General features: G+C 68.4%; 18 protein-coding genes. 7 read left to right on the top strand and 11 right to left on the bottom strand.

Annotated elements, in window-relative coordinates; genetic code table 11:
• The first annotated feature begins 1 nt into the window (after nucleotide 1).
• Nucleotides 2-835: a GvpL/GvpF family gas vesicle protein gene (locus tag BHS09_RS07790; protein WP_174259218.1), complete on the top strand. Its 834-nt coding sequence runs from the start codon at nucleotides 2-4 to the stop codon at nucleotides 833-835.
• A 17-nt stretch (nucleotides 836-852) separates the two neighbouring features.
• On the opposite strand, the gene BHS09_RS07785 is transcribed toward BHS09_RS07790, so the two are convergent.
• The 5 genes from BHS09_RS07785 to BHS09_RS07765 form a co-directional block, all read right to left on the bottom strand.
• Entirely contained in the window at nucleotides 853-1,941 is a 1,089-nt protein-coding gene (locus tag BHS09_RS07785) for a hypothetical protein (protein ID WP_140797549.1), read from the bottom strand.
• Entirely contained in the window at nucleotides 1,938-3,806 is a 1,869-nt protein-coding gene (locus BHS09_RS07780; protein ID WP_140797548.1) for a motility-associated ABC transporter substrate-binding family protein, read from the bottom strand. The genes BHS09_RS07785 and BHS09_RS07780 overlap by 4 nt, the downstream gene beginning before the upstream one ends.
• Nucleotides 3,803-4,525 carry an ABC transporter permease gene (locus tag BHS09_RS07775; RefSeq protein ID WP_140788636.1) on the bottom strand — a complete coding sequence of 241 codons (723 nt, stop codon included), beginning with the start codon at nucleotides 4,523-4,525 and terminating at the stop codon, nucleotides 3,803-3,805. The genes BHS09_RS07780 and BHS09_RS07775 overlap by 4 nt, the downstream gene beginning before the upstream one ends.
• A complete protein-coding gene (locus BHS09_RS07770; RefSeq protein WP_140797547.1) occupies nucleotides 4,522-5,451 on the bottom strand; it encodes an ABC transporter ATP-binding protein in 930 nt (309 codons plus the stop codon). Before BHS09_RS07770 ends, BHS09_RS07775 begins: the two co-directional genes overlap by 4 nt.
• A gap of 72 nt (nucleotides 5,452-5,523) precedes the next feature.
• Nucleotides 5,524-6,945 carry a TIGR01777 family oxidoreductase gene (locus tag BHS09_RS07765; RefSeq protein WP_140797546.1) on the bottom strand — a complete coding sequence of 474 codons (1,422 nt, stop codon included), beginning with the start codon at nucleotides 6,943-6,945 and terminating at the stop codon, nucleotides 5,524-5,526.
• A 31-nt stretch (nucleotides 6,946-6,976) separates the two neighbouring features.
• Here BHS09_RS07765 and BHS09_RS07760 point away from each other — a divergent pair, with 31 nt between their 5' ends.
• The 4 genes from BHS09_RS07760 to BHS09_RS07745 all read left to right on the top strand — a co-directional run bounded on the left by BHS09_RS07760 (nucleotide 6,977) and on the right by BHS09_RS07745 (nucleotide 11,231).
• Nucleotides 6,977-7,939: an L-threonylcarbamoyladenylate synthase gene (locus BHS09_RS07760; RefSeq protein WP_140797545.1), complete on the top strand. Its 963-nt coding sequence runs from the start codon at nucleotides 6,977-6,979 to the stop codon at nucleotides 7,937-7,939.
• Between the two features lie 697 nt (nucleotides 7,940-8,636).
• On the top strand, nucleotides 8,637-9,380 hold the full coding sequence (gene sitI6, locus BHS09_RS07755) for a SitI6 family double-CXXCG motif immunity protein (protein WP_140797544.1): 744 nt from the start codon (nucleotides 8,637-8,639) through the stop codon (nucleotides 9,378-9,380).
• Nucleotides 9,381-10,040: 660 nt separating this feature from the next.
• Nucleotides 10,041-10,547, top strand: a complete 507-nt coding sequence (locus BHS09_RS07750; protein WP_140797543.1) for a HEAT repeat domain-containing protein — start codon at nucleotides 10,041-10,043, stop codon at nucleotides 10,545-10,547.
• Between the two features lie 252 nt (nucleotides 10,548-10,799).
• Entirely contained in the window at nucleotides 10,800-11,231 is a 432-nt protein-coding gene (locus BHS09_RS07745) for a hypothetical protein (protein WP_140797542.1), read from the top strand.
• A 75-nt stretch (nucleotides 11,232-11,306) separates the two neighbouring features.
• On the opposite strand, the gene BHS09_RS07740 is transcribed toward BHS09_RS07745, so the two are convergent.
• Nucleotides 11,307-14,852 carry a DEAD/DEAH box helicase gene (locus tag BHS09_RS07740; RefSeq protein WP_174260507.1) on the bottom strand — a complete coding sequence of 1,182 codons (3,546 nt, stop codon included), beginning with the start codon at nucleotides 14,850-14,852 and terminating at the stop codon, nucleotides 11,307-11,309.
• A 184-nt stretch (nucleotides 14,853-15,036) separates the two neighbouring features.
• Between BHS09_RS07740 and BHS09_RS07735 the strand changes: the two genes are divergently transcribed.
• Together BHS09_RS07735 and BHS09_RS07730 are read left to right on the top strand one after the other, a co-directional pair.
• The gene (locus tag BHS09_RS07735) at nucleotides 15,037-15,627 is read left to right on the top strand and encodes a hypothetical protein (protein WP_237078113.1); all 591 of its coding nucleotides are present in this window, start codon (nucleotides 15,037-15,039) and stop codon (nucleotides 15,625-15,627) included.
• Nucleotides 15,628-15,675: 48 nt separating this feature from the next.
• Entirely contained in the window at nucleotides 15,676-16,695 is a 1,020-nt protein-coding gene (locus BHS09_RS07730) for a hypothetical protein (protein ID WP_140788625.1), read from the top strand.
• On the opposite strand, the gene hemH is transcribed toward BHS09_RS07730, so the two are convergent.
• The 5 genes from hemH to treY all read right to left on the bottom strand — a co-directional run bounded on the left by hemH (nucleotide 16,646) and on the right by treY (nucleotide 24,508).
• A complete protein-coding gene (gene hemH, locus BHS09_RS07725; protein ID WP_140797540.1) occupies nucleotides 16,646-17,734 on the bottom strand; it encodes a ferrochelatase in 1,089 nt (362 codons plus the stop codon). The genes BHS09_RS07730 and hemH overlap by 50 nt on opposite strands.
• Nucleotides 17,734-18,120 (bottom strand): Co2+/Mg2+ efflux protein ApaG, encoded by a 387-nt coding sequence (apaG, locus tag BHS09_RS07720; protein WP_140788622.1) that lies wholly within the window; start codon nucleotides 18,118-18,120, stop codon nucleotides 17,734-17,736. The genes hemH and apaG overlap by 1 nt, the downstream gene beginning before the upstream one ends.
• A 69-nt stretch (nucleotides 18,121-18,189) precedes the next feature.
• Nucleotides 18,190-19,140: a TerC family protein gene (locus BHS09_RS07715; protein ID WP_140788621.1), complete on the bottom strand. Its 951-nt coding sequence runs from the start codon at nucleotides 19,138-19,140 to the stop codon at nucleotides 18,190-18,192.
• Nucleotides 19,141-19,268: 128 nt separating this feature from the next.
• A complete protein-coding gene (gene glgX, locus BHS09_RS07710) occupies nucleotides 19,269-21,410 on the bottom strand; it encodes a glycogen debranching protein GlgX (protein WP_140797539.1) in 2,142 nt (713 codons plus the stop codon).
• Nucleotides 21,407-24,508 (bottom strand): malto-oligosyltrehalose synthase, encoded by a 3,102-nt coding sequence (treY, locus tag BHS09_RS07705; protein ID WP_140797538.1) that lies wholly within the window; start codon nucleotides 24,506-24,508, stop codon nucleotides 21,407-21,409. The genes glgX and treY overlap by 4 nt, the downstream gene beginning before the upstream one ends.
• Nucleotides 24,509-24,519: the final 11 nt, after the last annotated feature.

The following is a 24,519-nucleotide window of genomic DNA, read 5'->3' as shown; positions in this document are numbered from 1 at the left end:
CATGTCCCGGACGACACGGCCCCGGAAGGGGGCGGCTCACGGCGACAGCCGCACGGCCCAGGTCGCCCGGCCTTCGCCTCCCACGGCGGAGACGGTGACGCCCGACGGGCTCCGGTATCTCTACGGCATCGTCCGTGCCACCGCGTCCCTGGACGTCGGGCGTATCGGCTTGGGCGCCGTTCCATCACAGGTGTACGCGGTGAGTGAGGCCGGCCTTGCCGCCATGGTGTCCGTGGCCCCCGGCCGCGTGGTGGACCCGACGCGGGCGAACCTGCTCGGGCACCAGCGCGTCACCGAAACCCTGCTCCGTGAGCACACCGTGCTCCCCGTGGCCTTCGGCACCGTCATGGCGTCCGAGGCCCAGGTACGCGCTGTCCTGCGCACGGCCCATGGCGAACTGTCCGGCGTGCTGGACGCGCTGGAGGGCAAGGTGGAGCTGGGCCTGAAGGTGCTCTGGCACCGCGAGCACCTCGCCCAGCGGTTGGTGCTGGAAGACGCCCAGCTTCACCGGCGCGATGATGAGCCGGAGGCCGAGCACGAGCGCCGCTTGGAGGCCGCCGTCGAGGACCGCGCCGGGCGTGACATGCGGGCACTGCTGGAAGGCCTGCGCCCCCGTGCCGCCGCCACGCGCGAGCTTCCCCTCGTAGGAGAGCGGATGCTGCTCAACGCTGCCTTCCTCGTCGAGCGGGCACGGCTGGAGTCCTTCGAGGAGAAGGTCCGCTCCCTGGCCGCGCGCTCGGACACGTACTCGTTCCGCTTCACCGGTCCCTGGGCGCCGTACAGCTTCGTGGACGTGCACCTGGGCCTGCGTGACGAGGGCGCGGTGGGGACCTGAGTCCAGGTCCCCGCGCGTCACTTCCCTGAAGCGGCGGACACGGGCGCCGTCACCCTCGCCGCCTCTTCCGCCAACGCGTCAATCCCGGCGTGGAGCCGGGCCCAGCCCGAGGTGTGCTCGGTCCGGGCGTAGAAGCCACCCTCGCCCTTCGCCACCATGACGTGGCCAACGGCCCGCCCCGCGCGCAGGTAGTCCACGCGGAAGGCCTCCTGCGGCTCGCCCCCAGGGAGCGGCTCGTCGCGGCCGAGCAGGTCCACCGGCATCATCCGCCACACGCGGTCATGCCAGTTGCGCGCGAAGTCGTCCGGCCGCTCCGGCGCTTCCTCCGGCGCGAGGACCACCGGGCCGGGCGCCTTGCCCGTGGCCCGGAAGGCACGGGTGGCGCCACCCGCGCTGATGGTCACCGCGTCGAAGTCTCCCAGGTCGAAGGTGTGCAGCCGGCGGTCCACCAGACGGCTGTTCGCGTTCTCCAGGTCCGGCAGCATCGCCGGGCCCAGCAGGTACACGCGGCCGTCCTCCTCGCTGCGCAGGTACGGCGTCCCCCATCCGCCCGGAGGCGACGCCAGGGCGAACACACGCGCCTTGCCGCCCACCGTCAGCGTCAGCTTGCGCGGAGACGTGGCCAGGCCGACCTCCTCCAGCTTCTTCGCGTCCAGCTCACCCAGCGCCCGCATGGCGCGCATGGGCGCGAAGCGGGAGAACAGCTTGTCCGCCACCTCGTTGGCGCGCAGCTCGCGCGGCGGGGGAGGTTCCTCGCGCACGGCCACCGGCGGCTGTCCCCCGGCGGCGCCGGTACCCGCGTCCGTGCCCACCGCCGCGGTGGCCACGCCCGCGTCGGTGGCGCCCGCATTCGCACCGCCGGAGGCCGCCCTGGAGGCCTTGTAGCCCAGACGCACCCAGAGCCGGTCCCGCCCACTGGCATCGCGGAACACGTCCACGAAGCGGGAGTCGTCCTCGTAGCGGATGCTGTCCAGCGCGCGCGCCGGGACATCCACCACCGTGACTTCACCCGGGCCCGCGGAGGGCTCACGCTGCCAGACGACGAACGCCGCGAGCAACGCGGCTGCCGCCAGGGCCCCTTGGAGGGCCAGGTCCCGAACCTTCATCGCTCACCTCCCGCCACCGCGGGGCGAGGCGCGCGGCGTCCCCGCCGGCGCGTCGTCACGAAGCCCACCGCCAGCACCAGGGCTGGCCCCAGGAACACCGTCGCGTAGAACCAGAGGACGTCCTGCTCCCGCGTGTGCTGGATGGGCGTGTCTTCCTCCGAGGACACGGCGCCGGAGATGGACTCCTCACCGGTGAGCCACCGCAGCGTGTCCACCGCGAGGTACGCGTTGCCCATGTTGCCCATCAGCAAGTCACTCACCGCGTCCGCGTCCGCCATCACCACGGCGCGCATCGACTCCTGGCCGGCCGGCGCGGGCTTCTCCACCGCGATGACCAGGGGCCAGGGCCGCCGCGTCTCGCCCGCGTCCAACGTGAAGTTGCCATTGGCGTCCGCGAAGGTGGCGCCGTGCGCGCGCACCGACACGTCCTGCGCCAGGCCTCCCGGCAACGGCTGAAGTTGCTCCAGGGCGCCCGCGCTCAGGAAGACAGCCGGCGCCTGTCCCGCCAACGACGACAGCGACGTGACGGACGGGTGCGAGGAGAACGTCGCCGTGCCCAGGTTGCCGCGGTCGCTCTGCTGCCGCGACGTGCGGAAGTACACCTGGTCATTGGCCAGCGGCGTCTTGAGGTACTTCAGGCCCAGGGGCTCCAGCAGCGGCTGGAAGTCCGGCCCCTCTGGCTCCAGCGCCAGCCACAGCCGGCCGCCGCGCGCGGAGTACTCGCGCAGGGCATTCAGCTCCTCGGGGAGGAACGCCTGCGTCGGGCCCGCCACCACCACCACGGAGGCGTCACGCGGCACCTCGGTGCCCAGCCCCTCGGAGACACCGAGCGGCCGCACGTCCACGTTCTGCGCGCGCAGCAACTCCTTCAGCTTCTCCACGGACGGGCGGGTCGTCTCGCCCGGCACCGCTCGCGACTCGGCGCGCTCACCGTGGCCGGACGTGAAGTAGACGACCCGGCGGGGCCTGGCCACCGTCAGCAGGCGGCGCTGGACCTCCTGGTCCAACCGCTGGAGCTGGCCGCGCGCCCGCTCGATTTCCAGGCCCACCGTGAGCGGCTCCTTCCGGTCGCCGCGAGCCAGGACGACGGTGCCGTTGTTGTGGACGCCCAGCGACTTCGCCCGAGTCGGCTCCACCGCCTGGTCCAGCCGCACCACGTTGAGCAGGCCCGGACTCTCCACCGCCAGGTCGCGGAAGTACTGCCCCACCGCTTCGCCCACCTCGTTCGCGGGTGGGAAGAAGAGCGTCACCTGGAGCGGCTCATTGAGCCCGCGAATCACCTTGCGCGTGCCGTCGCCTGGCTTCGCGGTGCGGAAGTAGGACAGGTCCCACGTCACGTCTGCCTGGGTGGCGACGAACATGGACGCGAAGGCGAAGACGAGCACGAAGGCCAACCCCAGCCCGGAGTACAACGCGCTGCGGACACGGCCCGTCTCCAGCACCGGCGCGCGCGTCATCGCCGCGGCGGCGACCTCCATCATCGCCAGCGGCAGCAAGCAGCACGCGAGCAACGCCGGGAAGAGCGCCGCCAGCGACACCGCCAGCCGAGGCGCCTTCTGGGACAGGGGGCTACCGAAGAGTCCGGTGCCCACGTCCGCCTGGACGAAGTAGAGCACCAGGGCCAGGAGGCCCACGCCGTAGAGGCCTGACACCCACGCCTCGACTGCACGCCGGTCCGCGCTGGCCGACCGCATGCGCGCGAAGCGCCAGACCAGAGCGCCCACCGCCACCGCGACGCCCAGGCCAGACAGGACGGTGCGGCCCATGCCGATGCCAAAGAGCCGCTCACCGAGGAAGACCGCCAGCAGGCCCGAGACGAAGGCCAGCGTCACGGGGAGCCCCCCGCTCGAAGGACGCGCGCTCATCGCCACCTCCGCGCCTCGAGCACCCGCGTGGCCGCGAACAGCGCCACGTAGGTGACCACGAGGTAGTAGACGACGTCACGCACGTGGATGAGCCCCGCCTGGAACGGCGGGAAGTGCTGATTCCACAGCGACATCGCACTGAAGACATCCGCCAGCGGCTGCTCGGTGATGCGCGCCAGCAGCCAGCACAGGATGAGGGCCACCAGCATCACTGCGGACGTAATCGCCGCGAGCAACTGGTTGCGCGCCAGCGCCGAGCCGAACGTCCCCACCGCCAGCGACGCGCTGCCCAGCAGCAGCAGGCCGAAGTACCCCGCAGCCACGTGCCCGAAGGACACCTTGCCGTTCACCAGCACCAGCAGCGGCATGTAGACGGTGCACAGGAGGTACAGCGCGAGGAAGGCCAATCCCGCGAGGAACTTGCCCAGGACGATGTCCCGGTCGCGTAGCGGTGACGAGTACAGCAACGACAGCGTGCCCGTCTGGCGCTCCTCCGCCAGCAGACGCATGGAGATGAAGACCGAGGCGACGACGGTGAAGCCGCTCGAGTAATAGAAGAACTGAGACAGCACCTCGGCGGAGCGCTTGCTGGCGCCGCCCAGGGCATACGCGTTGAAGAACAAGCCGTTCAACGCGAGGATGACCGCGATGATGACGTAACCGCTGAGCGTGCGCAGGTACGCGGACAGCTCGCGGCGGGCGATGAGCAGCGCCTTCACGCGCGCACCTCCTGGCCGTGTGTCAGCCGCAGGAAGATGGATTCGAGCTGACCGGCGCCCTGGTCCAGCCGCAACAAGTCCAGGCCCGCGCCCACCACCGCCTGCGCCACCAGGGGCCGCTGGTCGGGAGAGGCCCGCACCGTCAGCGCCACCAGGCCGTCCGACGCGCGGTCCACCTCCACCGTGCCAAAGCGCTGGAGCACCTCCACCGCGCGCGCCTTGTCGCCGCGCACCTCCAGCTCGATGGTGCCCCGGCCGCCCATCTTCGCCGCCAGTTCCTCCTCCGTGCCCTGCGCCACCAACATCCCCTTGTGGATGATGAGCAGCCGGTCACACGTCTGGGAGATTTCCGGGAGGATGTGGCTGGAGACGAGCACCGTGTGCGCGCCCTTCAACCCGCGGATGACGTCGCGCATCTCCACGATTTGCCGGGGGTCGAGCCCGCTGGTGGGCTCATCGAGGATGAGGAGGGCGGGCTTGTGCACCAGCGCCTGCGCCACGCCCACGCGCTGGCGGTAGCCGTGACTGAGCGTGGAGATGAGCTCACCGTGGACGTCACGCAGGCCCGTCTTCTCCTCGGCCTCGCCCACGCGGCTGGCGGTGTCCCGGGACGTGACGCCGCGAAGCTGCGCGACGTAGGTCAAGTACTCACTCACTGTCATCTCGTCGTAGAGCGGAGGCACGTCCGGCAGGTAGCCGATGCGCTGGCGGACCTCGTGGGCATTGCTCACCACGTCATGGCCGTCGATGACGACACGCCCCGAGGTCGGCAGCAGCACGCACCCCAGGACCTTCAGCGTCGTCGATTTTCCAGCGCCATTGAGGCCCAGGAAGCCAATGACTTCTCCCTGGCTGATGGTGAAGGCCAGGTCCCGGATCGCCGCGTGCTCACCGTAGTATTTGGTCAGCCCTTCGACCTGAATCATCAGGAGTCCTCTCCCCTTCGAAAGCGTCGTTCCTTCTGTCGCAGCGGAGGGGATTGTCAAGCGCCGGACTCGCTAAGAATGGCGGTATTCAGGGCCCTTCGTCGTGCGCCCCAGCGTGAAGCGCAGCGCGCTTTCCAGGTCGGGAAGGAGGAAGGCGAACCCCAGCCGCTGGGCTGCCTGAGGCACGATTCGCGCGCCATCCAGCAGCGCCTCCTGCCCCATCTGTCCGAAGAGGGTCCGCACGACGGGCGCGGGGACCGGGAAGACGGCCGGACGCCGCAGCACCTTGCCCAGCGTCCGGGCGAAGTCCGCCTGCCGCACCGCCCCCGGCGCCACGGCGTTGATGGCGCCGCGCGCGGCGTCGGTGAAGACAGAGAAGTGGATGAGCCCGAGCAGGTCCTCCAGCGACACCCAGCTCATCCACTGTTGCCCGGAGCCGATGGGCCCGCCGCCTCCCGCGAGGAACGCTGGCAGCATCTTCGCCAGGGCACCCTCGCGCGCGTCCAGGACGGGGCCGATGCGCAGGTGCACCACGCGGATGCCCGCGGCCTCGGCGGGCGCGGCGGCGGCTTCCCACTCGCGTGATACCTGGGAGAGAAAGCCCTTCCCGTCCGTGCTGCTCTCCTCGGTGAGGACCTCGTTGCCGCGGTCCCCGTAGATGCTGCTGCCGCCCGCGGAGACGAGCACCTTCGGCTTGCGCTTCATCCGCGCCAGGGCTTCGGCCAGGGTGCGGGTGCCCTGGGTGCGGCTCTTGAGGATGGCGTCCTTGTACTCGGGAGTCCAACGCTGGCCGGCCACGTTGACGCCCGCGAGGTGCACCACGGCGTCCACGCCTTCGAGCGCGTCGGTGTCTACCTCGCCCTTGTCAGGCACCCAGGCGACCTCGTTCCGCGAGGAGTCCGCCTTGCCGCGCACCAGGCGCTTCACTGTGTGGCCGCCCGTGGTGAGAAAGGGCACCAGCGACGAGCCCACCAGCCCCGAGGCTCCGGTGACGGCGATGGTGAGCGGCCCCTGCCCCGCGAAGGCGGCGTGACGCTTCAGGTCTTCGAACGTGACGCGGTGGCGGTACGCGAACATCCGCTCCAGGGTGCGCCGGGCGAAGCCTCCGCCGAAGAGGCTGCCCAGGGGGCCTACGGGGAGGACGTATTCCACTTCGTCATCCAGGATGGAGGTGCCCGTGGTGGGCTCGGGCCACATCCGGTGGGTGTGGACCCACTTCGAGAAGGGGCCGGACACCTGCGTGTCCTGGAACATGGCGCCTTCGGAGTAGGCGGTGTGCTCGGCCACCAGGCGTTGAGGGACGGGACCCACGCGCATTCGGACGACGACGCGGGCACCGGTGCGGATGCCATCACCGGTGCGCTCCAGGACCTCCAGCCGTTCCCAGGGAGGCGACAGGCGCTCGAACGCCCCTTCCCGGGCATGCCAGGCGAAGAGTTCAACGGCCGGGACCGGCATCCGACTGCGAGCATCGAAGACGTGCGACTTGCCCATGTTCCCTCCTGGGGCGACAGTGCGGCGGCGCATGATTGCTCCAGAGTCCCTTGAACGCGCGGTGGAATTGCTGCGGCACGGCGGTGTCGTCGCCCTGCCGACGGAAACCGTCTACGGTCTGTCCGCCAACGCGGAGGACGAGCTGGCCGTGCGCCGCGTCTTCGCCATCAAGGGCCGCCCCGCCACCCACCCGCTCATCGTCCACATCCCGGGCGTCGAGCACCTGGACACCTGGGCACGCGAGGTCCCGGAGGCCGCACGGAAGCTGGCCGAGGCCTTCTGGCCCGGGCCGTTGACGCTGGTGCTGCCGCGCACGGCACGGGCCACGGATGCCGTCACGGGTGGGCAGGACACCGTTGCCCTGCGCGTGCCGAATCACCCAGTGGCGCTCGCGGTGCTCCAGAAGCTGGGTGGAGGGCTGGCCGCGCCGAGCGCGAACCGGTTCGGCAAGGTGAGCCCCACCACGGCGGAACACGTGAGGGAGGACCTGGGCGGAGACGTGGACCTCGTCCTGGATGGAGGCCCGTGCACGGTGGGCGTGGAGTCGACCATCGTGGACTTGAGCTCGGATGAGCCCGCGATTCTGCGGCCCGGAGGTCTGGCGGTGGAGGACGTGGAGCGGGTGCTGGGGCACAAGGTGCCGGTGAGGACTTCGTCCAAGGTGCGCGTGTCAGGCTCGCTGGAGTCACACTACGCGCCGCGTGCCGGCGTGGTGCTGACCGAGCCCGCGCAGGCTGTAGCGCGCGTCCAGGAACTCCGCGGACAGGGATTGCGAGTGGGGGTGCTGGGACCGGCGAGCCTTGCGCTGCCACCCGACGTGTCGCGCTTCGATGTGCCGGATGAGCCCGCTGGTGCCGCTCGCGTGCTGTACGCCCGGCTGCGTGAGGCGGATGCCCAGGGACACGATGTGCTGGTGGCATGCCTCCCGGCTGAGAGCGGTCTGGGAATCGCAGTCCGGGACCGGCTGTCGCGTGCCGCCGCTCCGCGCGGGTAGCGATTACGCGGCAGAGCCTGCATCCAGTATCGTGAGCGAATGGAGACAAGCCACAGCACATCCCCCAATCCGGCCGTTGGAATGGAATGGGTCCGCTGGGGCGCATGGACCTGCGTCGCAGTCGTTGTGAGCGTCTTGCTTGAGTACGTTTCCGGAGGGTTTGGAGCTGCGACAGCCTACAGTCTGACTGGCTCGACTCGTGAACACTCTTATTACCTTGGCACCATCGTTGCAGACGCAACCAACGCCATTGTGCTGTGCCTGTCCATATTCAGGTACGAAGGCTCGGAGCGGAGAGCCTTTTGGGTAGGCATCGTCATCACCCAATTCGTTCGGTACATCCCTGCTGCCGCGATGCTCGTGTGGTTTGGCACGTCCACGTCGGTCGAAGTTGTCACTCTGCTCTACTCCGCGTACCTCTGGTGGAGTTTGAGAGCCATCATCGCTGTCGCGGCGCTCGGATGGCTGTGCATGAAACGAACGAGACCAAGTTGGGGCAATATAGCTCTCTCGGGGATCACGAGCATCGTTCTACTGGAGATGCTCTTGCAGTGGGGGCCAGGGCCTCTCGTCGGACCCTCTTTCTTATGGAGATTCCAGATCCCTTGGGGACTGCTCGCACAATGAGCTGACATCAAGGTTCATAACGGTTCCCGAGAAGGTCCACCGGTACGTTCACGTCGAGAAGGCTGGGCTCTTGAAGTTCTACTTGGTCGAGGAAGACAAGAGCGCTGGGTTCACCGGAAACCTACGCGCCCTTCCCCCCTGGGGGCTTCCAGGCGTCGGTCCCTGCAATGCATGTGGAGCCGCAGGCGGCTGGGCTGGCCTCCAGTACCCGTGTGTCGACCTGTCGGGCCTCCAGGAGCGCAATGCGCTCGAAAACCCAGGCCGGCAGGTCAGCTTCGAGGAATTCTCCCGATTGAGGGACTTGGTTCGTCCATTCGCGCCCGACTGGGCTCGGCTGGAACCAGGCGCCGATTTCGGTCCGCCCACCGGTACGGGCAGCGGCACTTTTGGCGACCTCTTCCTGCAGAACCCATGGTCGCTCTTCATCCGCCGTGAAGCCGTGGAGTGCCTTCAGGGCGCGGGCATTCATGGCCTGTCAGGCTGCCCGCTGAACGTGCGGTTCCGAGGAAAGAACCCGCCCGAGCTGCTCGCCATGCAGTTGGAACTCCATGGCCGACTGCACATTGATGGCGTGCCTCCAGAAGAGAGCCCAGCCTGCCTGACATGCGGGGTGTCCCGACACGAGTTACCTCGGCCGCCAATTCTCGACGTTCATTCGACGCCCGTTCCTCAAGATCTTTTCCGGCTTTACAACTGGCCCACTCTCATCGTGGCGAGCGAACGCATGGTGGCCGCAGTGCAGCAGCTCTGCTTACGTGGCATTCGCTTCAGCGAACTCGCGACCCGCCAAGGACCGTCCATCTCCGTCACATAGAGAAAGGCGATATGCTCCGCGAATGGAGTATTCACCGAGCGCAGCGTCCTCACCGAGGACACGCTACCTGGAATGGGGCCGCTGGGTCGGTTGGACCGTCGTCGCGGTCGTGGTGAATTTTGTACTCTCGGCGGTGACCTCATTCGGAGGGAGCTACACGACGTCCGGCGGACAGGGCGATTGCATTTCCATCGGGTCGGCAACTTCCGATGTCGTCCTTGGCATGACGCCAGTCTTGGCCGTAGTCCTGTTCGGCAGAAAAGGCCCAAGCGCCTTCTGGACTGGCGTCGTGACCACCGAATTCGTTCGGTACGTCCCCTCAGCCGCGCTGATGGCGTGGGTCATCGCGGTCACTCCCATCCAAATGGGCATACTGCACCACTCCGCAATCTTCTGGTGGACGTCGAGGGCACTCATCGCGACGGGGGCCGCCATCTGGCTCTGCGTGAAGCGAGAAGGTCCCGGCCCGCGTGACATGGTCGTCTCGGGGCTCTCGAGTGTCACACTGCTAGCGCTCCTGAGCCTGCGGTGGGACGACTTCCCCGTCAATTTCATCCTCCCATGGAGAACTGACCTCCTCTTGCAACTGGCCCTACAAGGACCTCCACACTGAGCAAGAACAAGAAAGAGCCACTCTCCAGCGAGCAACGTAGAGCCGCGATGAAGGACATCGTGGGTTCCGACCCGTGCGCCATCGTCAACGCGGGCACACTCCTTTCGGGGGACCCAACGACGACGGGGGAACTGCTGGAGTTACTCAAGGTCGAAGACAGGGCCGAGCCGCGACAGGGAATCCTCCATGCGCTCTCCTGGCACGGTGACCTCAGAACATGGGGCCTCATGGTGCGAATCCTCGCCGACGACAGGGAGGACCCCAAAGTACGAGGACAGGCCGCGGAGGGACTCGCCTACATGTTCGACCTGGTGAAAGCCGATTCGCCGGAGTTCGAACTCGCAGTCAAGACGCTACTGAAGGCGCTCTCAGACCCGTCGCTTGAGGTCCGCTACAATGCGATTTTCGCAATCGGCGCGACGAAACATCCCCCGCTCATCCCGGCACTCGAAGCACTGCTCGGCGATTCGACTCCGGTGCCCGGCTGGGATGACACCATCGGGAAGAAGGCCGCCGATGCGATTGAACGGCTGACTTGGAGCAAGTCGTCGTGACGCGCCTTGAATCCGGCCTGACGCCAGCCGCCGAAAGGCCTCCGCTCCACATCGACGGGAGAAATACAGTACGCTCTTGAAATGGAACCTTCTGCGACTGCGAGCGCTGCGCTGGCAAGGCCCCGTCCTGAATGGCTTCGAATCTTCGGATGGACCTGGGCGGCGCTCTTCGCAGTCCAGGTCTTCGAATTCGCGAGCAGACGGGTATCGGACGAGTGGCATTACTCCATGACGGGCGGGCAAGGGGACTGCATGTACTTCGGCGACGGGGTCTCAGACATCATGACAGGCCTTGCGCAACTTGTGGCTGTTTTCATGATTGGAAGAACGGGGCCGAGAGCATTCTGGACTGGCATCGTCACCACTGAATTCATCCGCTTCGTCCCTACCGCCGCCCTCATCGCGTGGTCCAGTGCTTCGCCCCCGCCCGATTTTGAGACGTTGCTTCGCTCCACCCTTTTCTGGTGGCCATTAAGAGGCATCATTTCAGCCGTGGCCGTCATCTGGCTCTGCCTGAAGCAAGACCGACAGAGTTCGCTGGCCGTGTCGCTGCTCGCAAGCCTCACGCTCCTCGGGGCTTTAAGCCTGTTGAACAGGGAGCTCTCCTTCAATGCCGCGCTCCCATGGAGAACCGATAGCCTTTTGATCATGCTCGAACCCCGTGAGAGTCGCCCTTTTCATTAGACGCCCTCGATGTGATGGACGGGTGTTCGACGTCGGAGCACGAGAACCAGGGTCGGCCCCTGCATCCCCCTTGAATCAGTGCCGAGTCCGGGGCTCCTCCTCTTCCCCAGGTGGAGCCAGCCGCTGAGACAACAGCCCCAGCAACTCCTGTGTCGACAGCCGTCCCGCCGCGTCCTTTCCTTCCAGCACCCCCGCCACCAGCGCGCGCTTGTGCTCGTGCAGCGACAGCATCTGCTCCTCGATGGTCCCCCGCGTCACCAGGCGGTACACCGTCACCGGCCGTTCCTGCCCAATCCGGTGCGCGCGGTCGGAGGCCTGGTCCTCCACGGCGGGGTTCCACCACGGGTCCAGGTGAATCACCGTGGTCGCCGCCGTGAGATTGAGCCCGAAGCCACCGGCCTTGAGCGAGATCAGGAACAGCGGCACGTCTCCCTCCTGAAACGCGCGCACCCGCTCCGCCCGAGCCCCCGCGGGCGTCTGCCCATCCAGGTACTCGTAATCAATCCCCTCTGCGTCCAGCACCTCGCGCACCAGCGCCAGGTGGGACGTGAACTGACTGAACACGAGCGCGCGATGCCCCTCCGCTCGGAGCTCCCGCACCAACTCCATGAACCGCTCCAGCTTGGCCGACTCCAGCTTCGACCCCGCGTCATACAGCCGCGGATGTGAAGCTAGGAGCCGCAGCCGCGTGAGCGCCGCCAGAATCTCGATGCGCCGCTCCTGCTCCTTCATCTTCGGCTTGCGCGTCTCCAAATCAGAGAGCGCAGCCAGCCGCGCGTCCTCGTAGAGCGCCCACTCCTCCGACGAGAGGACAATGGACACCCGGATGTCCGTCCGAGGCGGAAGCTGCGCCTCCACCTGCGCCTTCGTCCGGCGCAGCAGGAAGGGCTGGAGCACCCGAGCCAGCGCGGGCGCGGCCGTCGGGTCCACGCCCCGCTCAATCGGCGCGGCGAAGCGCGAACGGAACGCCTCCCAGCTCCCGAGCAACCCCGAGAAGACGACGGCGAAGAGGCTCCACAGCTCGCCCAGGTGGTTCTCCAGCGGCGTGCCCGACAGCGCGAACTTGAAGTCCCCCTGGAGCGCCCGCGCCGCCCGGAAGCGGTGCGTCGTCGCGTTCTTCAACGTCTGCGCTTCGTCGAAGATGATGGTGGAGAAGCGCAGCTTCGACAGCCGCTCGATGTCCCGCGTGAGCAGGCCATAGCTCAACACCAACACGTCCTTGGGCCCCAATTTCTCCAACGTCCGGCCCCGGTCCGCAGCGTCCGAGAACAGCGTCATCCGCAGCGACGGCGCGAAGCGCTTCGCCTCGTCCATCCAGTTGAAGGCCACCGACGTCGGCGCCAGCACCAGCGCGGGCCCCCGCTTGCTCCGGTCCAGGAGCACCGTCAGCGCCTGCACCGTCTTGCCCAAGCCCATGTCGTCCGCGAGCACCCCACCCGCGCCCCACGAAGCCAGCCGCGTCAGCCAGCGGAAGCCCTCCAACTGGTAGTCCCGCAGCTCCGTCTTCAAACCCGTGGGCACACGGGGCTTCAGCTCCTTCGCCGCGAAGATGCGCTCCACCAGGGACTGCCACGTCTTGTCCGCCTCCACCTCGGCGCCCGCGTCCTGCAGCGCCGTGAGCGTCTCCACCGCGGAAGGCCCCACCTCCAGGCCATGACGCGTGGCATGCGCATGGTCCGCCAGCCGCTCCAGGTGCTCCCGCAGCGCCCCTTCAATCTCCACGTAGGACGTCGAGTCCACCTGGACGAAACGTTCCTTCCGCCGCGCGGCATCGAGCAGCCGCGCCAGCTCCACCCGCTCGCCTTCCACGGAGAGCCCACCCAGCACGCCAAACCAGTCCCGCTTCCGCTCCAGGATGACCTTCAGCGCCGGAGGCGCGGCGGCATGGAACAGCCGCACCGGCGCCCCCACCCACTCGAGCTCCGGCTTCGGCTCCAGCTCCACACAGGCCGAGAGCACCGCGAGGCCGCCCTGCGCGCTGGTGAAGCGGAAGGTGAAGGGCAGCTCCTCGGGCTCCGCCGTATCGAGCGGCAACCGGGACTGAAGCAACTCCGCCGCGTCGCGCTCCTGAACGAAGTCACGCACCGCGTGCACGGCCCCCGTCCCCCGCCGGACGTGGACGTCGCGCGCCCCCTCGCCCGGAATGAACGTGGGACTGTCCGGCAACGGGCGCGTGCGCAGCTCCACACGGACCGTCCCGCTCGCATGCGCCTCCATGCGCACCACGGGGGCGTAGCGAAGCGGCACCGACTCCCCCAAGACGCTCCGAGGCAGCGCCACCGGCACGCGCAGGGACAGCTTCGACAGCTGGTCCAGCAGCGCGACGTGGCTCTCCGGCGGAAACGCATTGCCGTGGCGGTTCAGCGCCGTCAGCAGCGCGCGGACCTCGGGGCCCGCGTCCAGCACCGTGAGCACCCGCTGGCTGTCATCCCAGATGTAGAGCCCCTCCTCCGGCTGAGCCTTGCGCACCCGCTCCAGCATCGCCGTGGGCAGCATCGCGCCATCCACCCCCGCGCTCACGATGACCACCCCATCCCGGTCCTCGGCGACGAGCCCGACCTTCGCGCGCTCGATGCGCACCAGCAGGTCCGGATTCTCATCCAGGTGGATGCGGGGATGCCCCACCAGTTCGAAGAGCAGCGCGCGCGACGCGGGGGCTTCCGACTCCGGCAGCAACGCCGCCAGGCGCGCGTCCGCCGCCGACAACTGCGAGCCATGGTCCTGCAGCAGCTTGCGCCGGCTCACCTTCGCGCCCGTGCTGCGCTGGCCCTTCTTGCTGCGCTTGTGCACGTAGGCCGCGAGCTCCACGCCGTACCCGTTGATGACGTCCAGCCGCCAGGAGACCTCGCCGCCTCCGGGCCCACCGGGACTGTCATCGACGGCCCGCTCCAGCGCCCGCAGCGCGCGCTCCCAACCGGGACGGACCAGTTCCTCCAACTCCTCTCCAAAGGACTCGGACCAGGGCTGGCGCAACCACAGCAACGCCGTGTCGATGGCCGCCAGCAGGTGGACGCAGAATGTCGCGCCACAGGAGCAGTCCCCCGTCACCTCGGTGGGAGCGAAAATCAGCCGGGCCTCGGGAAGAATGAAGCCCGCATGCGCCCCCACAGGCAGCTCGGAGATGCGCGTCTCGCGGAGACGGAAGCCCGGGAGCGGAGCGTCATACTGCATCAGGTCCGGCACCAGCGCGTGCATGGGCCGGGGAGCGACGGACGCCGGAACGCGCGCACGCAGCGCCAGCAGCAGGCCATGGACGCGGTGCGTGCGGGACTCGGCGGGCGGAGCGAGCCGCTCCTCGAGCGAAGCCCGCGACGCCTCCGCCCCTAGCCGCTCCGCCTCCACGAAGCGCCAGGCGAGCGTGGGCAACAACTCCTTCATCCGGGGAGACGGCATCGCCTCCGTCATCCAACGCGACAGCGAGTCCGTGCTCAGCAACTCCACGAGCCTTCGGCGGGCGAGCACGGGACGCGCCTGGGGCAGCCAGGCCGCTTCCACCAGCGGCATCAGCACCGCCAGGCTCAGCCGCGACAAGTGCTCGAGCCCCTGCGCCCGCAGCCACGCCAGCGCGTCACGGGTCGTATCGAACAAGGGAGTCACGGGCTTCTCAGGCGGCTCGGACATGCACCCGCTTCTTCGCAAAGCACGCACGAAACGCAAGCAGACCCGTGACACGAGGACGCAAGACGGCTGGCTGCCCCTGCACGGCCCCGCTCCACTTTCCGTATGTCCCTGCCGATATGGCCCCCCTGGCCGTGGCGTTTTCACCCAACGACACGCGTACCGCGTCCCGCACGGAGGCCCGCCGATGACGATGAACCCCGCGTTCGTAAGCATCCTCACGCTGCTCGCACTGGTGGGTTGCACGAACCAACGCCAGACGCTGCTGGAGCGCACGAGCAGCTATGTGGTGTACGACATGCCCGCACGGCAGGTCATGAAGGCCGCCGAGGCGGTCCTGAGTGAGCGCGGCTATGCCCTGCTACCCAGCACGGACCCAATGTTCCTCATCACGCCGTGGAAGGTCTCCGGCAACTACGACGTCTTCACCCACTGGTCCCGCGTCTACGTCGAGGGGCGCAAGCGTCCCGACGGCCGGTTCACCGTGCGCGCGTACCATATGGCCGCCAACATGCCCGCCCGGACGCAGTCGCTGCCGACGCCGGAGACGACGACCATGACGGCCCCCGAGGAGAAGCAGAACATCATGCCCACGGTCCTGCTCTCCACCGAGCCCGTGCTGGTGCGCTCCGCCAGGCCCAACCTCCGCAGGGACCTCGAGCTCGAATGGGCCATCATGGAGCGGCTCGACCCAGACTTCGCCGGACGCGTCAAGACGCAGGTCGACGTGTATCTCGCCCAGTCGTCCTCGAAGCGGCCGGGTGACGTACTTGAATGACCTCGCCTGCTTCGATATCCCGCGAGGGCTGCCAAGGAGCGTCCCCGCGTGAAGCAAAGCGTGTTTGGTCTGGTCGTCGCCCTGTCACTGACCGCCTGCAAGGAAGAGCCCCGTGGGAAGATGGAGCCCATTCCCCGCCCGCCGGGGATGAAGGACGCTCCGCCTCCCGCGGAGGCCGCTCCCGCTGCTGCCGCGGAGCCGCCCGTGGACCCCTCGAAGGTGGTCCTCCGGTGGAAGATTGCCCAGGGCGCGCCCACGTCGTACCGGCTCGACGTCGAGCGCACCGGCGGCGCGCCCGCCAGCACCGAGGAAGTCACGCCCTCCAAGAGCGCCAAGGGCAAGGGCAAGGAGAAGCCCGCCGCCGTCGCCGCGGCCCCCGCGGCCCTGCCCGGTCCCGTCACCTACTTCATGGAGCGGACCGACTCGGGTGACTACCGCCTCCGCGTCGTCCCCGTGGGCAGCAACGCCGACGCGGACACGGCCACGCTGAGCGAGCGCGGCTTCGTGCTCGACGGCCTGCAGGGCGCCACCCGCAACACCGCCACCCTGGTGCTGGAGCTGCCGAGAGATCCGGTGGGCACCGGTGACGCGTGGTCGCTCGGCACCGAGCTCATCCTCATGGAGGCGCTGGGGCCCCAGTTCCAGGCCGGCCAGCCCGAGCGGAGCAACCGCGTGAAGCTCGCCAGCCTGACGCCCGCCGACGGGGGCGAGCAGGTGGCCACGCTGGAGTACGACATCTCCGAGAAGCTGTCCGGCAAGGTCCGCGGGAAGGACGAGCCCCCCACCTCGCCCGCGCGCGCCGCAGAGGAAGACGCGGAGGCGGACGACTCGGGAGGCCCCCGGCCCCGGGCCACGCCCGAAACCAGCGCCAGCGCCGAGGTGAGCATCACCGGCCGCGGCGAGTTCCTGGTGAAGGCCGGGCGGTGGCGCTCCTGGGAAGGCACCGTCACCTCGGTGACGAAGGGCGGCTTCCCCACCGCCGCGCTCCAGGTGCCCACCGGCGCCCTGAAGCTGCGCCTCACCGCTGTGGAATCGGCGCCGGCGCCGACGGCCCAGCCACAGCAGTAGGCGGCCCGTCCGACTCGCGCACCATGCGCACCACGGCGTCCACCCAGGCCGGGTGGGCGTTGAGGGAGGGGACCAGCGTCAGCGACTCCCCTCCCGCCTCCAGGAACTGCTCCCGCGCGCGGAGGCCAATCTCCTCCAGCGTCTCCAGGCAGTCCGCCACGAAGGCCGGGCACATCACCGCCAGGCGCTTCACGCCCTTCTTCGCCAGCTCCGGCAACACCACGTCCGTGTACGGCTTCACCCACGGCGTGCGGCCCAGCCGCGACTGGAAGGACACACTCCACCCATCCGCCGGCAGTCCCAGCCGCTGGGCCAGCCCCCGCGCCGTCGCGTAGCTCTGCGCGCGGTAGCAGTGGCGGTTGGCGTCCGTCATGGCGTCGCAGCACGAGGCGGTGGACAGGCAGTGCGTCCCCGTGGGGTCGCTCTTGCGCATGTGCCGCTCCGGCAGGCCATGGAAGCTGAAGAGGACGTAGTCGGCGCGCGCGTCGTCAATCACCGGCCGCGCCACGGCGGTGAAGGCATCCAGGAAGCCTGGGTGCTCAAAGAAGGCCGGCACCGCGCGCACGAAGGGCACGTCCCACGACTGGGCCAGCACCTCGTAGGTGCGCGCCAGCGAGGACGCGGTGGAGGACGCGGCCTCCTGCGGGTACAGCGGCAGCACGGTGAACTCCGACACGCCGCGCGCCTTGAGCGCCGCGATGCCGTCGGGGATGGAGGGCGAGCCATACCGCATGGCCAGCACCACCTCGTACTCCCCCGCCAGCCGCTCGGCCACCTGGGCCGCCAGGGCCTGGCTGTACACGAGCAGCGGCGAGCCCTCCTTCATCCAGATTTTGCGGTACGCCTCCGCGCTCTTCGCCGGACGCACCGGGAGAATGATGAAGTTGAGCAGCGCCCAGCGGCCCAGCGGGTGGATGTCGATGACGCGCGGGTCATTGAGGAATTCGCGCAGGTAGCGGCGCACCGGCCCCGTCTGCGGAGCATCCGGCGTCCCCAGGTTGACGAGCAGCAGCCCTCGCTTCGAAGTGGGCGTTGGCATCAGTGCAGGGAGTTGGGGAGGGTGAGCGCGAACTCGGCGATGCGCGCATCGAAGTGCGTGCCGTCCGGCCGCACCATGTCATAGGTGCCGCGCATGGTGCCGAAGGGCGTGCGCAGCATGGCCCAGCTCGTGTACTCGAACCGCTCTCCGGGCCCCAGGTGGGGCTGGCGGCCCACCACCCCCTCGCCCCGCACCTCTTCCACCTTGCCCGTGGCATCGGTGATGACCCAATGGCGCGCCTTGAGCTGCGCCGGCGCGTCGCCCTCGTTGGCAATCTCCACCGTGTACATGAAGGCGAACTGCCCGGACTCCGGAGCGCTGCGCTCCGGCCAATAGGCGGGCTTCACGGTGATGCGGATGCCGTCGGTGGTGGCGCTGGAGGACATGCCCCCAGATTTGGCGGCAACGGCAGCCACTTGCAAGGAAAACGCTGGGTTGGAAGCCCCAGCGCCCTGCTACGTCTTGGCGCTTTCCCGGTCCTGTCCGGGCTCGGGCTGCTTCGGCCAGACCAGCGAGGCGATGATGGCCGCCACCAGCACGCCGGCAATCACGCCCAGGGAGATGCCGATGGGGACGTGGATGTCGAAGAAGGTGATGAGCATCTTCACGCCCACGAAGCCCAGGATGGCGCTCAGGCCCACCTTCAGGAAGTGGAACTTCTCCATCAGGCTGGCCACGACGAAGAACAGTGAACGCAGGCCCAGAATCGCGCACACGTTGGACGTGTAGATGATGAAGGCGTCCTGGCTGATGCCCAGCACCGCGGGGATGGAGTCCAGCGCGAAGAGCAGGTCCGTGGCCTCCACCACCAGCAGCACGATGAAGAGCGGCGTGAACTTGCGCCGGCCGTCCTCCGTCACCCGGAAGCGGCTGCCTTCACCCAGCCGGGCCACCGGCAGCACCCGGCGCGCGAACTTCACGATGCCCTTCTGCTCCGGGTCAATCTCCTCGTCCTTGGACACCAGCATCTTCACCGCGGTGAAGACGAGGAACGCGCCGAACAGGTAGATGAGCCAGTGGAACTGCTTCACCAGCGCCGTGCCGGCGATGATGAGGCCAGCGCGCATGACGAACGCGCCCAGGATGCCCCAGAAGAGCACCCGGTGCTGGTGCTCGGGCGCCACCCGGAAGTAGCTGAACACCATCAGGAAGACGAAGAGGTTGTCGACGGAGAGCGCGTACTCCACCACGTACGCCGTCAACCACTGGAGCCCCACGGTGGGCCCCTGGTAGTGCCAGATGCCCGCGCAGAAAATCAGGCTGAGGGTAATCCACACCAGCGTCCAGAGGCCCGCCTCCTTCGGCGTCACCGCATGGTCCTTGCGATGGAACAGCCCGAGGTCCATCGCGAGCATCGCGAGGACGAAGACGTTGAAACCCACCCAGAGCGCGACTTGCGTGTTCACGTAGCAATCCTGTTGCAGGGTACGACGGGGCGCACCCTACCGGCGGGATGCCTGGGCGTCGACCCCCGCGTGAAACCCGCTGAACCTCCGACTTTCGTCCAGCGGGCCCCCTCCGGCCCCGCGGGGGGCTACTCCGTCGCCGGGCGGCGCAGCACGGCCAGGGAGCGGCCCACCACCTGCACGGTGCCCCCCGCCGGCGTGTGCGTGCGAGGCGACTCCCCCGCCAACGCCGTGTCCACCACCAGCTCCCAGTCCGCGCCCCATTCGACAGCGGGCAGCATGAAGGTGATGGGCTCGTGGTGGGCGTTCATCAGCACCAGGATGGTGTCCCCCACAATCCGGTTCCCTTCATCGTCCGGCGCGGTGATGGCGTCACCGCCCAGCAGGAATCCCAGGGAGCGCACGTAGGGCTTCTCCCAGTCGTCCTTGCGCATCTCCTTGCCGTCGGGCCGAAACCACGCCAGGTCCTTCAGCTCGCTGTCCCACATATGGGCGCCGCGGAAGAAGCGCCGCTTGTGCAACACCGGCTGTTCGCGCCGCAGCTTGGTCAGGGCGCACGTGAAGTCCAGCAGCGCGCGCTGCGTGTCGTTCAGCTCCCAGTCCACCCACGACAGTTCGTTGTCCTGGCAGTAGGCGTTGTTGTTGCCCTTCTGCGTCCGGCCCATCTCGTCGCCGGCCACCAGCATGGGCACGCCCTGGGACAGGAAGAGCGTGGCCAGGAAGTTGCGCTTCTGCTGTTCGCGCAGGGCGTTGATCTTGGCGTCGGTCGTCTCGCCCTCCACCCCGCAGTTCCAGGAGTGGTTGTCGTTGGCGCCGTCGCGGTTCTCCTCGCCGTTCGCCTCGTTGTGCTTGTCGTTGTACGTGACGAGGTCGTGCAGCGTGAAGCCGTCGTGCGCGGTGACGAAGTTCACGCTCGCGGCGGGCATGCGGCCGGACAGTGAGAACAGGTCCGAGCTGCCGGTGAGGCGGTAGCCAATCTCCGCCGCCTGCCGGTCATCGCCCTTCCAGTAGCGGCGGATGGTGTCGCGGTACTTGCCGTTCCACTCGCTCCACAGCACCGGGAAGTTGCCCACCTGGTAGCCGAAGTCGCCCACGTCCCAGGGCTCGGAGATGAGCTTCACCCGGCTGAGCACCGGGTCCTGGTGGATGATTTGGAAGAAGGCGGCGCGGGTGTCGTAGCCGTACCGGTCCCGCCCCAGCGCGGTGGCCAGGTCGAAGCGGAACCCGTCCACGTGCATCTCCTCCACCCAGTAGCGCAGGGAGTCGGCGATGAGCTTCAGCGCGTACGGGTGCGTGGCGTTCCACGAGTTCCCGCACCCGGTGACGTCCATGTAGTAGCGCGGGTCCTTCTCCGTGAGCCGGTAGTACGCCGCGTTGTCCAGGCCCTTGAAGGACAGCGTGGGGCCCAGCTGGTTGCCTTCGCACGTGTGGTTGTAGACGACGTCGAGCAGCACCTCGATGCCGGCGCGGTGCAACTGCTTCACCATGCGCTTGAACTCGTCCACCTGCCCGCCCAGCGAACCCGAGCCGCTGTAGCGCGCGTCCGGCGCGAAGTACCCCAGGGTGTTGTAGCCCCAGTAATTGACCTTCTCGCGCTGGATGAGGAAGGGCTCGTCGACGATGTGCTGGATGGGCAAGAGCTCCACCGCGGTGACGCCCACCTTCTTCAGGTGCTCGATGCTGGCCGGGTGCGCCAGCCCCGCGTAGGTGCCCCGCAGCGCCTCTGGGATGCGCGGGTGCAGCTTGGTGAAGCCCTTCACGTGGACTTCATAGATGAGCGTGTCGTGCCACGGCACGCGAGGCGGGGCATCTCCCGCCCAGTCGAAGGTGTCCGCGCCCATCACCACGCCCTTGGGCACGGCGGCCGCGTCATCGCGCGTGTCGAACGCGAGGTCGTCCTCCTTGGTGCCCGGCGTATAGGCATAGATGGGGGCCTGGTAGTCCACCTGGCCGTGGATGGCCCGGGCGTACGGGTCCACCAGCAGCTTGTGGGGGTTGAAGCGCAGCCCCTTCTTCGGCTCGTAGGGCCCGTGCACGCGCAGCCCGTAGAGGGTGCCCGCGGCCAGGTCAGGCACGTAGCCGTGCCACACCTGGTGCGTCATCTCCAGCAAGGGAAAGCGGCGCGTCTCCTTCGCGGGGTCCTCCGGGTCGAAGAGACAGACTTCGACCTTCTTCGCGTGCTCGCTGAAAACGGCGAAGTTGACGCCGTGCCCATCGAACGTGGCGCCCAGGGGATACGGCTTCCCTGGAAGCACCTCGGCCCTCCTCATCCGGCGCTCCTCTCCAGCAGAATCACCGGAAACTCCGCCAGGAGCGGCCCCAGGGGCAACATCGCGCCACCCGGTCCACGCTCGGGCCGCACCTGACGTCCGGTGAACACATCGCGGAACATCATGCCCGCATATGCCTCCGGAAGGTCCAGGAACGTGCTGCCGTAAGCGCCCGCCAGCCCTTCGGGGGCCTGCAGGGCGGACAGGGTGTAACGCGGCGCGCAGGCCACCACCACTGTGTCGCCGTGCTCGCGGGCGAAGGCCACCGCCGCTTTCGCCCGGGCGCCGGTCAGCTCGAGCGCCCGGTAGCCGCCCCCCCGGAAGAGGGCTGCCTGCCGCTGACGCAGCCGCAAGGACTCCGCCAGGACGTAGAGCTTCACCTGCCCGTCCTCGAGGTTCGCCGCCAGCCGTGCGCTCAGCGCGGCACGGTCCTTCTCCGCCTCGGCGTCCAGCGCCTCCAGCAGCCGCGCGCGCAGCGCGAAGTCCACCGGGCGCCGGTTGTCCGGGTCCACCAGCGACAAGTCCCACAGCTCGCAGCCCTGGTAGGTGTCCACTACGCCGGGCGAGGCCATCTTCAGCAGCAGTTGCCCCAGTGCGTTGTACTGGCCCGCGCGCTCGATGGAGCGCTTGAAGTCCCGCGCGTCCGCCAGGAAGGAGCCCGCCCCCTTCGAGTCGAAGCAAGCGTCCACGTAGCGCGCCACCGCGTCGTCATAGGCGCTGTCGGGGTTGGTCCACGAGGTGCGGACCTTGGCCTCCTTGATGGCCTTGCCCATGTACTCGCGCACCCGACGCTGGAAGTCCGCCATCTCCTCCTCGGAGTGGGAGTCGCCCATGGGCCACGCCCCCACCACAGTCTGGAAGAAGAGATACGTGTCATTGGCCGTGGGCGCCGGGCCGGACGGCAGTTGGGATACCGCCTTCTCCGTCTGGCGGGCCCACTTCTTCACCCGCTTGCGCCACTCCTCCGGCACCTCGGTCAGCACGTTGACGCGCGCGCGCACGTCCTCGCTGCGCTTGGTGTCATGGGTGCTGGAGGTGAGCTGGCTGGCCGGCCACCGCTCCGCGCGCTCCTGGTTGCGCAGGTGGAAGGTGTTGGCGTGGACGCCGAAGCGCTCCGGTTCGCCGCCCACCTCGTTGAGGCTCACCAGCCGGTTGTAGATGTAGAAGACGGTGTCCTCCAGCCCCTTGGCCATGACGGGCCCCGTCACCTGCTGCAGCTTCATGGCGAAGCGCAGCATGTCCGCCCGCTCGCGCGCGTCGGTGTGCTCCGGGTAGCGGCGCAGGAGGACGTCGCGAAGGAAGTCGAAGATGGACGCGTTGGTGGTGGCGTTGCGCGCCTTGGCGCGCTGGATGGTCCACTCGATGTACTGCACGTCACGCCCATCCAGCTCCGGGCGCCAGCCATCCACATAGGTGCGGTACACGGGGAACAGGGCGATGAACTCCACCAGCGCCCGCCGCAGCGAGTTGAGCGTGAAGTCACGCGTGCGCCGGTTCATCTCCGAGATGCGGTTGAGCGCGTGTGCCAACACGTTGATTTCGCTGGCCATGGACACGCGCATGATGAGCAGCTTCTTCTGGTAGACGAGCTCGGCGAAGTCCGCCTGCCCTCCCACGAAGCGCTCGTACGTCTCCGTCAGCGCCTTCTCCGCGTCCGGCTGGACGAACAGGCCGCTCACCGCGTTGGCGTAGCGGTAGCCCGTGGTGCCGTGCACGGCCCAGGATTCGGGCATGCGCTCGCGGCCGCCCTGAATCTTCTCCACCACCACGTACAACGCCTTGCGCAGCCGGCTGTTCGGCTGCTGCGTCACCTCCGCGCGCCAGCGCTCGCGCAGCGTGGACTCCACCGCCGGCCAGCGCGTGTCATCCTCCGCATGCGTCTGGAGGAACAGCGCGTGGGCCCGCTCCACGAAGTACGCCTCCTGCAGGTCCAGGAAGTAGGCGGTCGGGTCGAAGAGGCCGTCCGGGTGGTCGATGCGCAGCCCCGTGACGAGCCCCTCGCGCAGCCAGCGGAAGATGAGCGCGTGCGCCTCCTGGAAGACGTCCGGGTCCTCCTCGCGCAGCGCGGCCAGGCCGTTGATGTCGAAGAAGCGCCGGTAATTGATTTCCTCGCCCGCCACCCGCCAGTGCGCCAACCGGTAGCTGCACGCCGCCAGCACCGAGTCCAGCAGGTCGTATGAGCGCGGGTTGCCCTGCTCGCCATTGAAGACGCGGACGTTGTCCTCGATGTAGGCCAGCATCTCCGGGAACTCCGCCGTCACCGCGGCCAGCCTGCGCTTGATGACCTCCTTCTCCCGGTGGCGCTCCACCACCTTCGGCCGCTCCACCTCCGTGCGCGAGGGCAGGTAGTCGATGGCGGTGAGGATGGACAGGAACTCCAACATGCCGGGGTGCTCCCCCCCCAGCCGCGACTCCAGCCGCTCCAGACCATGGCGGAGGATGCGGGAGTACTGACGCGGCGCCACCGGCAGCAGGTGGTCGTAGTAATGGAGGAAGAAGGCGCCGTCGCGGAAGGACAGCTTCAGCTCCCCTCGCTCCAGGACGATGCCGTACTGGTCCCCCAGAATCGGCAGCAACACCCTGTCCCGCAGCTCCTCCTTCACCGGCGACCAGTCGATGTCGAAGAACTTCGCGTAGACGGAGGACGGGCCGTTCTCCAGCACGTCGAACCACAGGCGGTTGTCCCGCTCGATGCCCATGTGGTTGGGCACCACGTCCAATACCTGCCCCATGCCCTGCTCACGCAGCGCCGCGCAGAGCGCCGCGTGCGATTCGGGCGTCCCGACTTCGGGATTCAACTGTTGGTGGTCCACGCAGTCGTAGCCGTGCGTGCTTCCGGGCGTGGCCTTCAGATAGGGCGAGGCGTAAAGGTCACTCACCCCCAGGCGGGCCAGGTACGGCACCACCTGCCGCGCGTCCTCGAAGGTGAAGCCCTTGTGGAACTGCACTCGGTACGTGGACAGGGGCGTGTGCGGACGCGCATCCAGCTCGGCCTGGACGCGTGCATAGAGCCCTTCGGCCAGGGCCTCCGCCGTCATCGTGGCGCCACCCGCCCCATTCGAGGCGGACCCCTCTTCTTCCAAGGCGTCGAGCAACATGTGGCCCAGAG

Origin of the sequence: Myxococcus xanthus, assembly GCF_006402735.1 — a bacterium.
GTDB classification, from domain to species: Bacteria; Myxococcota; Myxococcia; order Myxococcales; family Myxococcaceae; genus Myxococcus; species Myxococcus xanthus_A.
Note: the sequence above shows the minus strand (reverse complement) of the source record. Positions and strands in the feature narration are given on the sequence as shown.

Excerpts from the sequence above, each read along its gene's own strand:
- BHS09_RS07790 (WP_174259218.1), top strand. The coding sequence starts at position 2 with ATGTCCCGGACGACACGGCCCCGGAAGGGGGCGGCTCACGGCGACAGC.
- BHS09_RS07785 (WP_140797549.1), bottom strand. The coding sequence starts at position 1,941 with ATGAAGGTTCGGGACCTGGCCCTCCAAGGGGCCCTGGCGGCAGCCGCG.
- BHS09_RS07780 (WP_140797548.1), bottom strand. The coding sequence starts at position 3,806 with ATGAGCGCGCGTCCTTCGAGCGGGGGGCTCCCCGTGACGCTGGCCTTC.
- BHS09_RS07770 (WP_140797547.1), bottom strand. The coding sequence starts at position 5,451 with ATGATTCAGGTCGAAGGGCTGACCAAATACTACGGTGAGCACGCGGCG.
- BHS09_RS07765 (WP_140797546.1), bottom strand. The coding sequence starts at position 6,945 with ATGGGCAAGTCGCACGTCTTCGATGCTCGCAGTCGGATGCCGGTCCCG.
- BHS09_RS07760 (WP_140797545.1), top strand. The coding sequence starts at position 6,977 with ATGATTGCTCCAGAGTCCCTTGAACGCGCGGTGGAATTGCTGCGGCAC.
- BHS09_RS07750 (WP_140797543.1), top strand. The coding sequence starts at position 10,041 with ATGAAGGACATCGTGGGTTCCGACCCGTGCGCCATCGTCAACGCGGGC.
- BHS09_RS07745 (WP_140797542.1), top strand. The coding sequence starts at position 10,800 with ATGTACTTCGGCGACGGGGTCTCAGACATCATGACAGGCCTTGCGCAA.
- BHS09_RS07740 (WP_174260507.1), bottom strand. The coding sequence starts at position 14,852 with ATGTCCGAGCCGCCTGAGAAGCCCGTGACTCCCTTGTTCGATACGACC.
- BHS09_RS07735 (WP_237078113.1), top strand. The coding sequence starts at position 15,037 with ATGACGATGAACCCCGCGTTCGTAAGCATCCTCACGCTGCTCGCACTG.
- hemH (WP_140797540.1), bottom strand. The coding sequence starts at position 17,734 with ATGCCAACGCCCACTTCGAAGCGAGGGCTGCTGCTCGTCAACCTGGGG.
- apaG (WP_140788622.1), bottom strand. The coding sequence starts at position 18,120 with ATGTCCTCCAGCGCCACCACCGACGGCATCCGCATCACCGTGAAGCCC.
- glgX (WP_140797539.1), bottom strand. The coding sequence starts at position 21,410 with ATGAGGAGGGCCGAGGTGCTTCCAGGGAAGCCGTATCCCCTGGGCGCC.
- treY (WP_140797538.1), bottom strand. The coding sequence starts at position 24,508 with ATGTTGCTCGACGCCTTGGAAGAAGAGGGGTCCGCCTCGAATGGGGCG.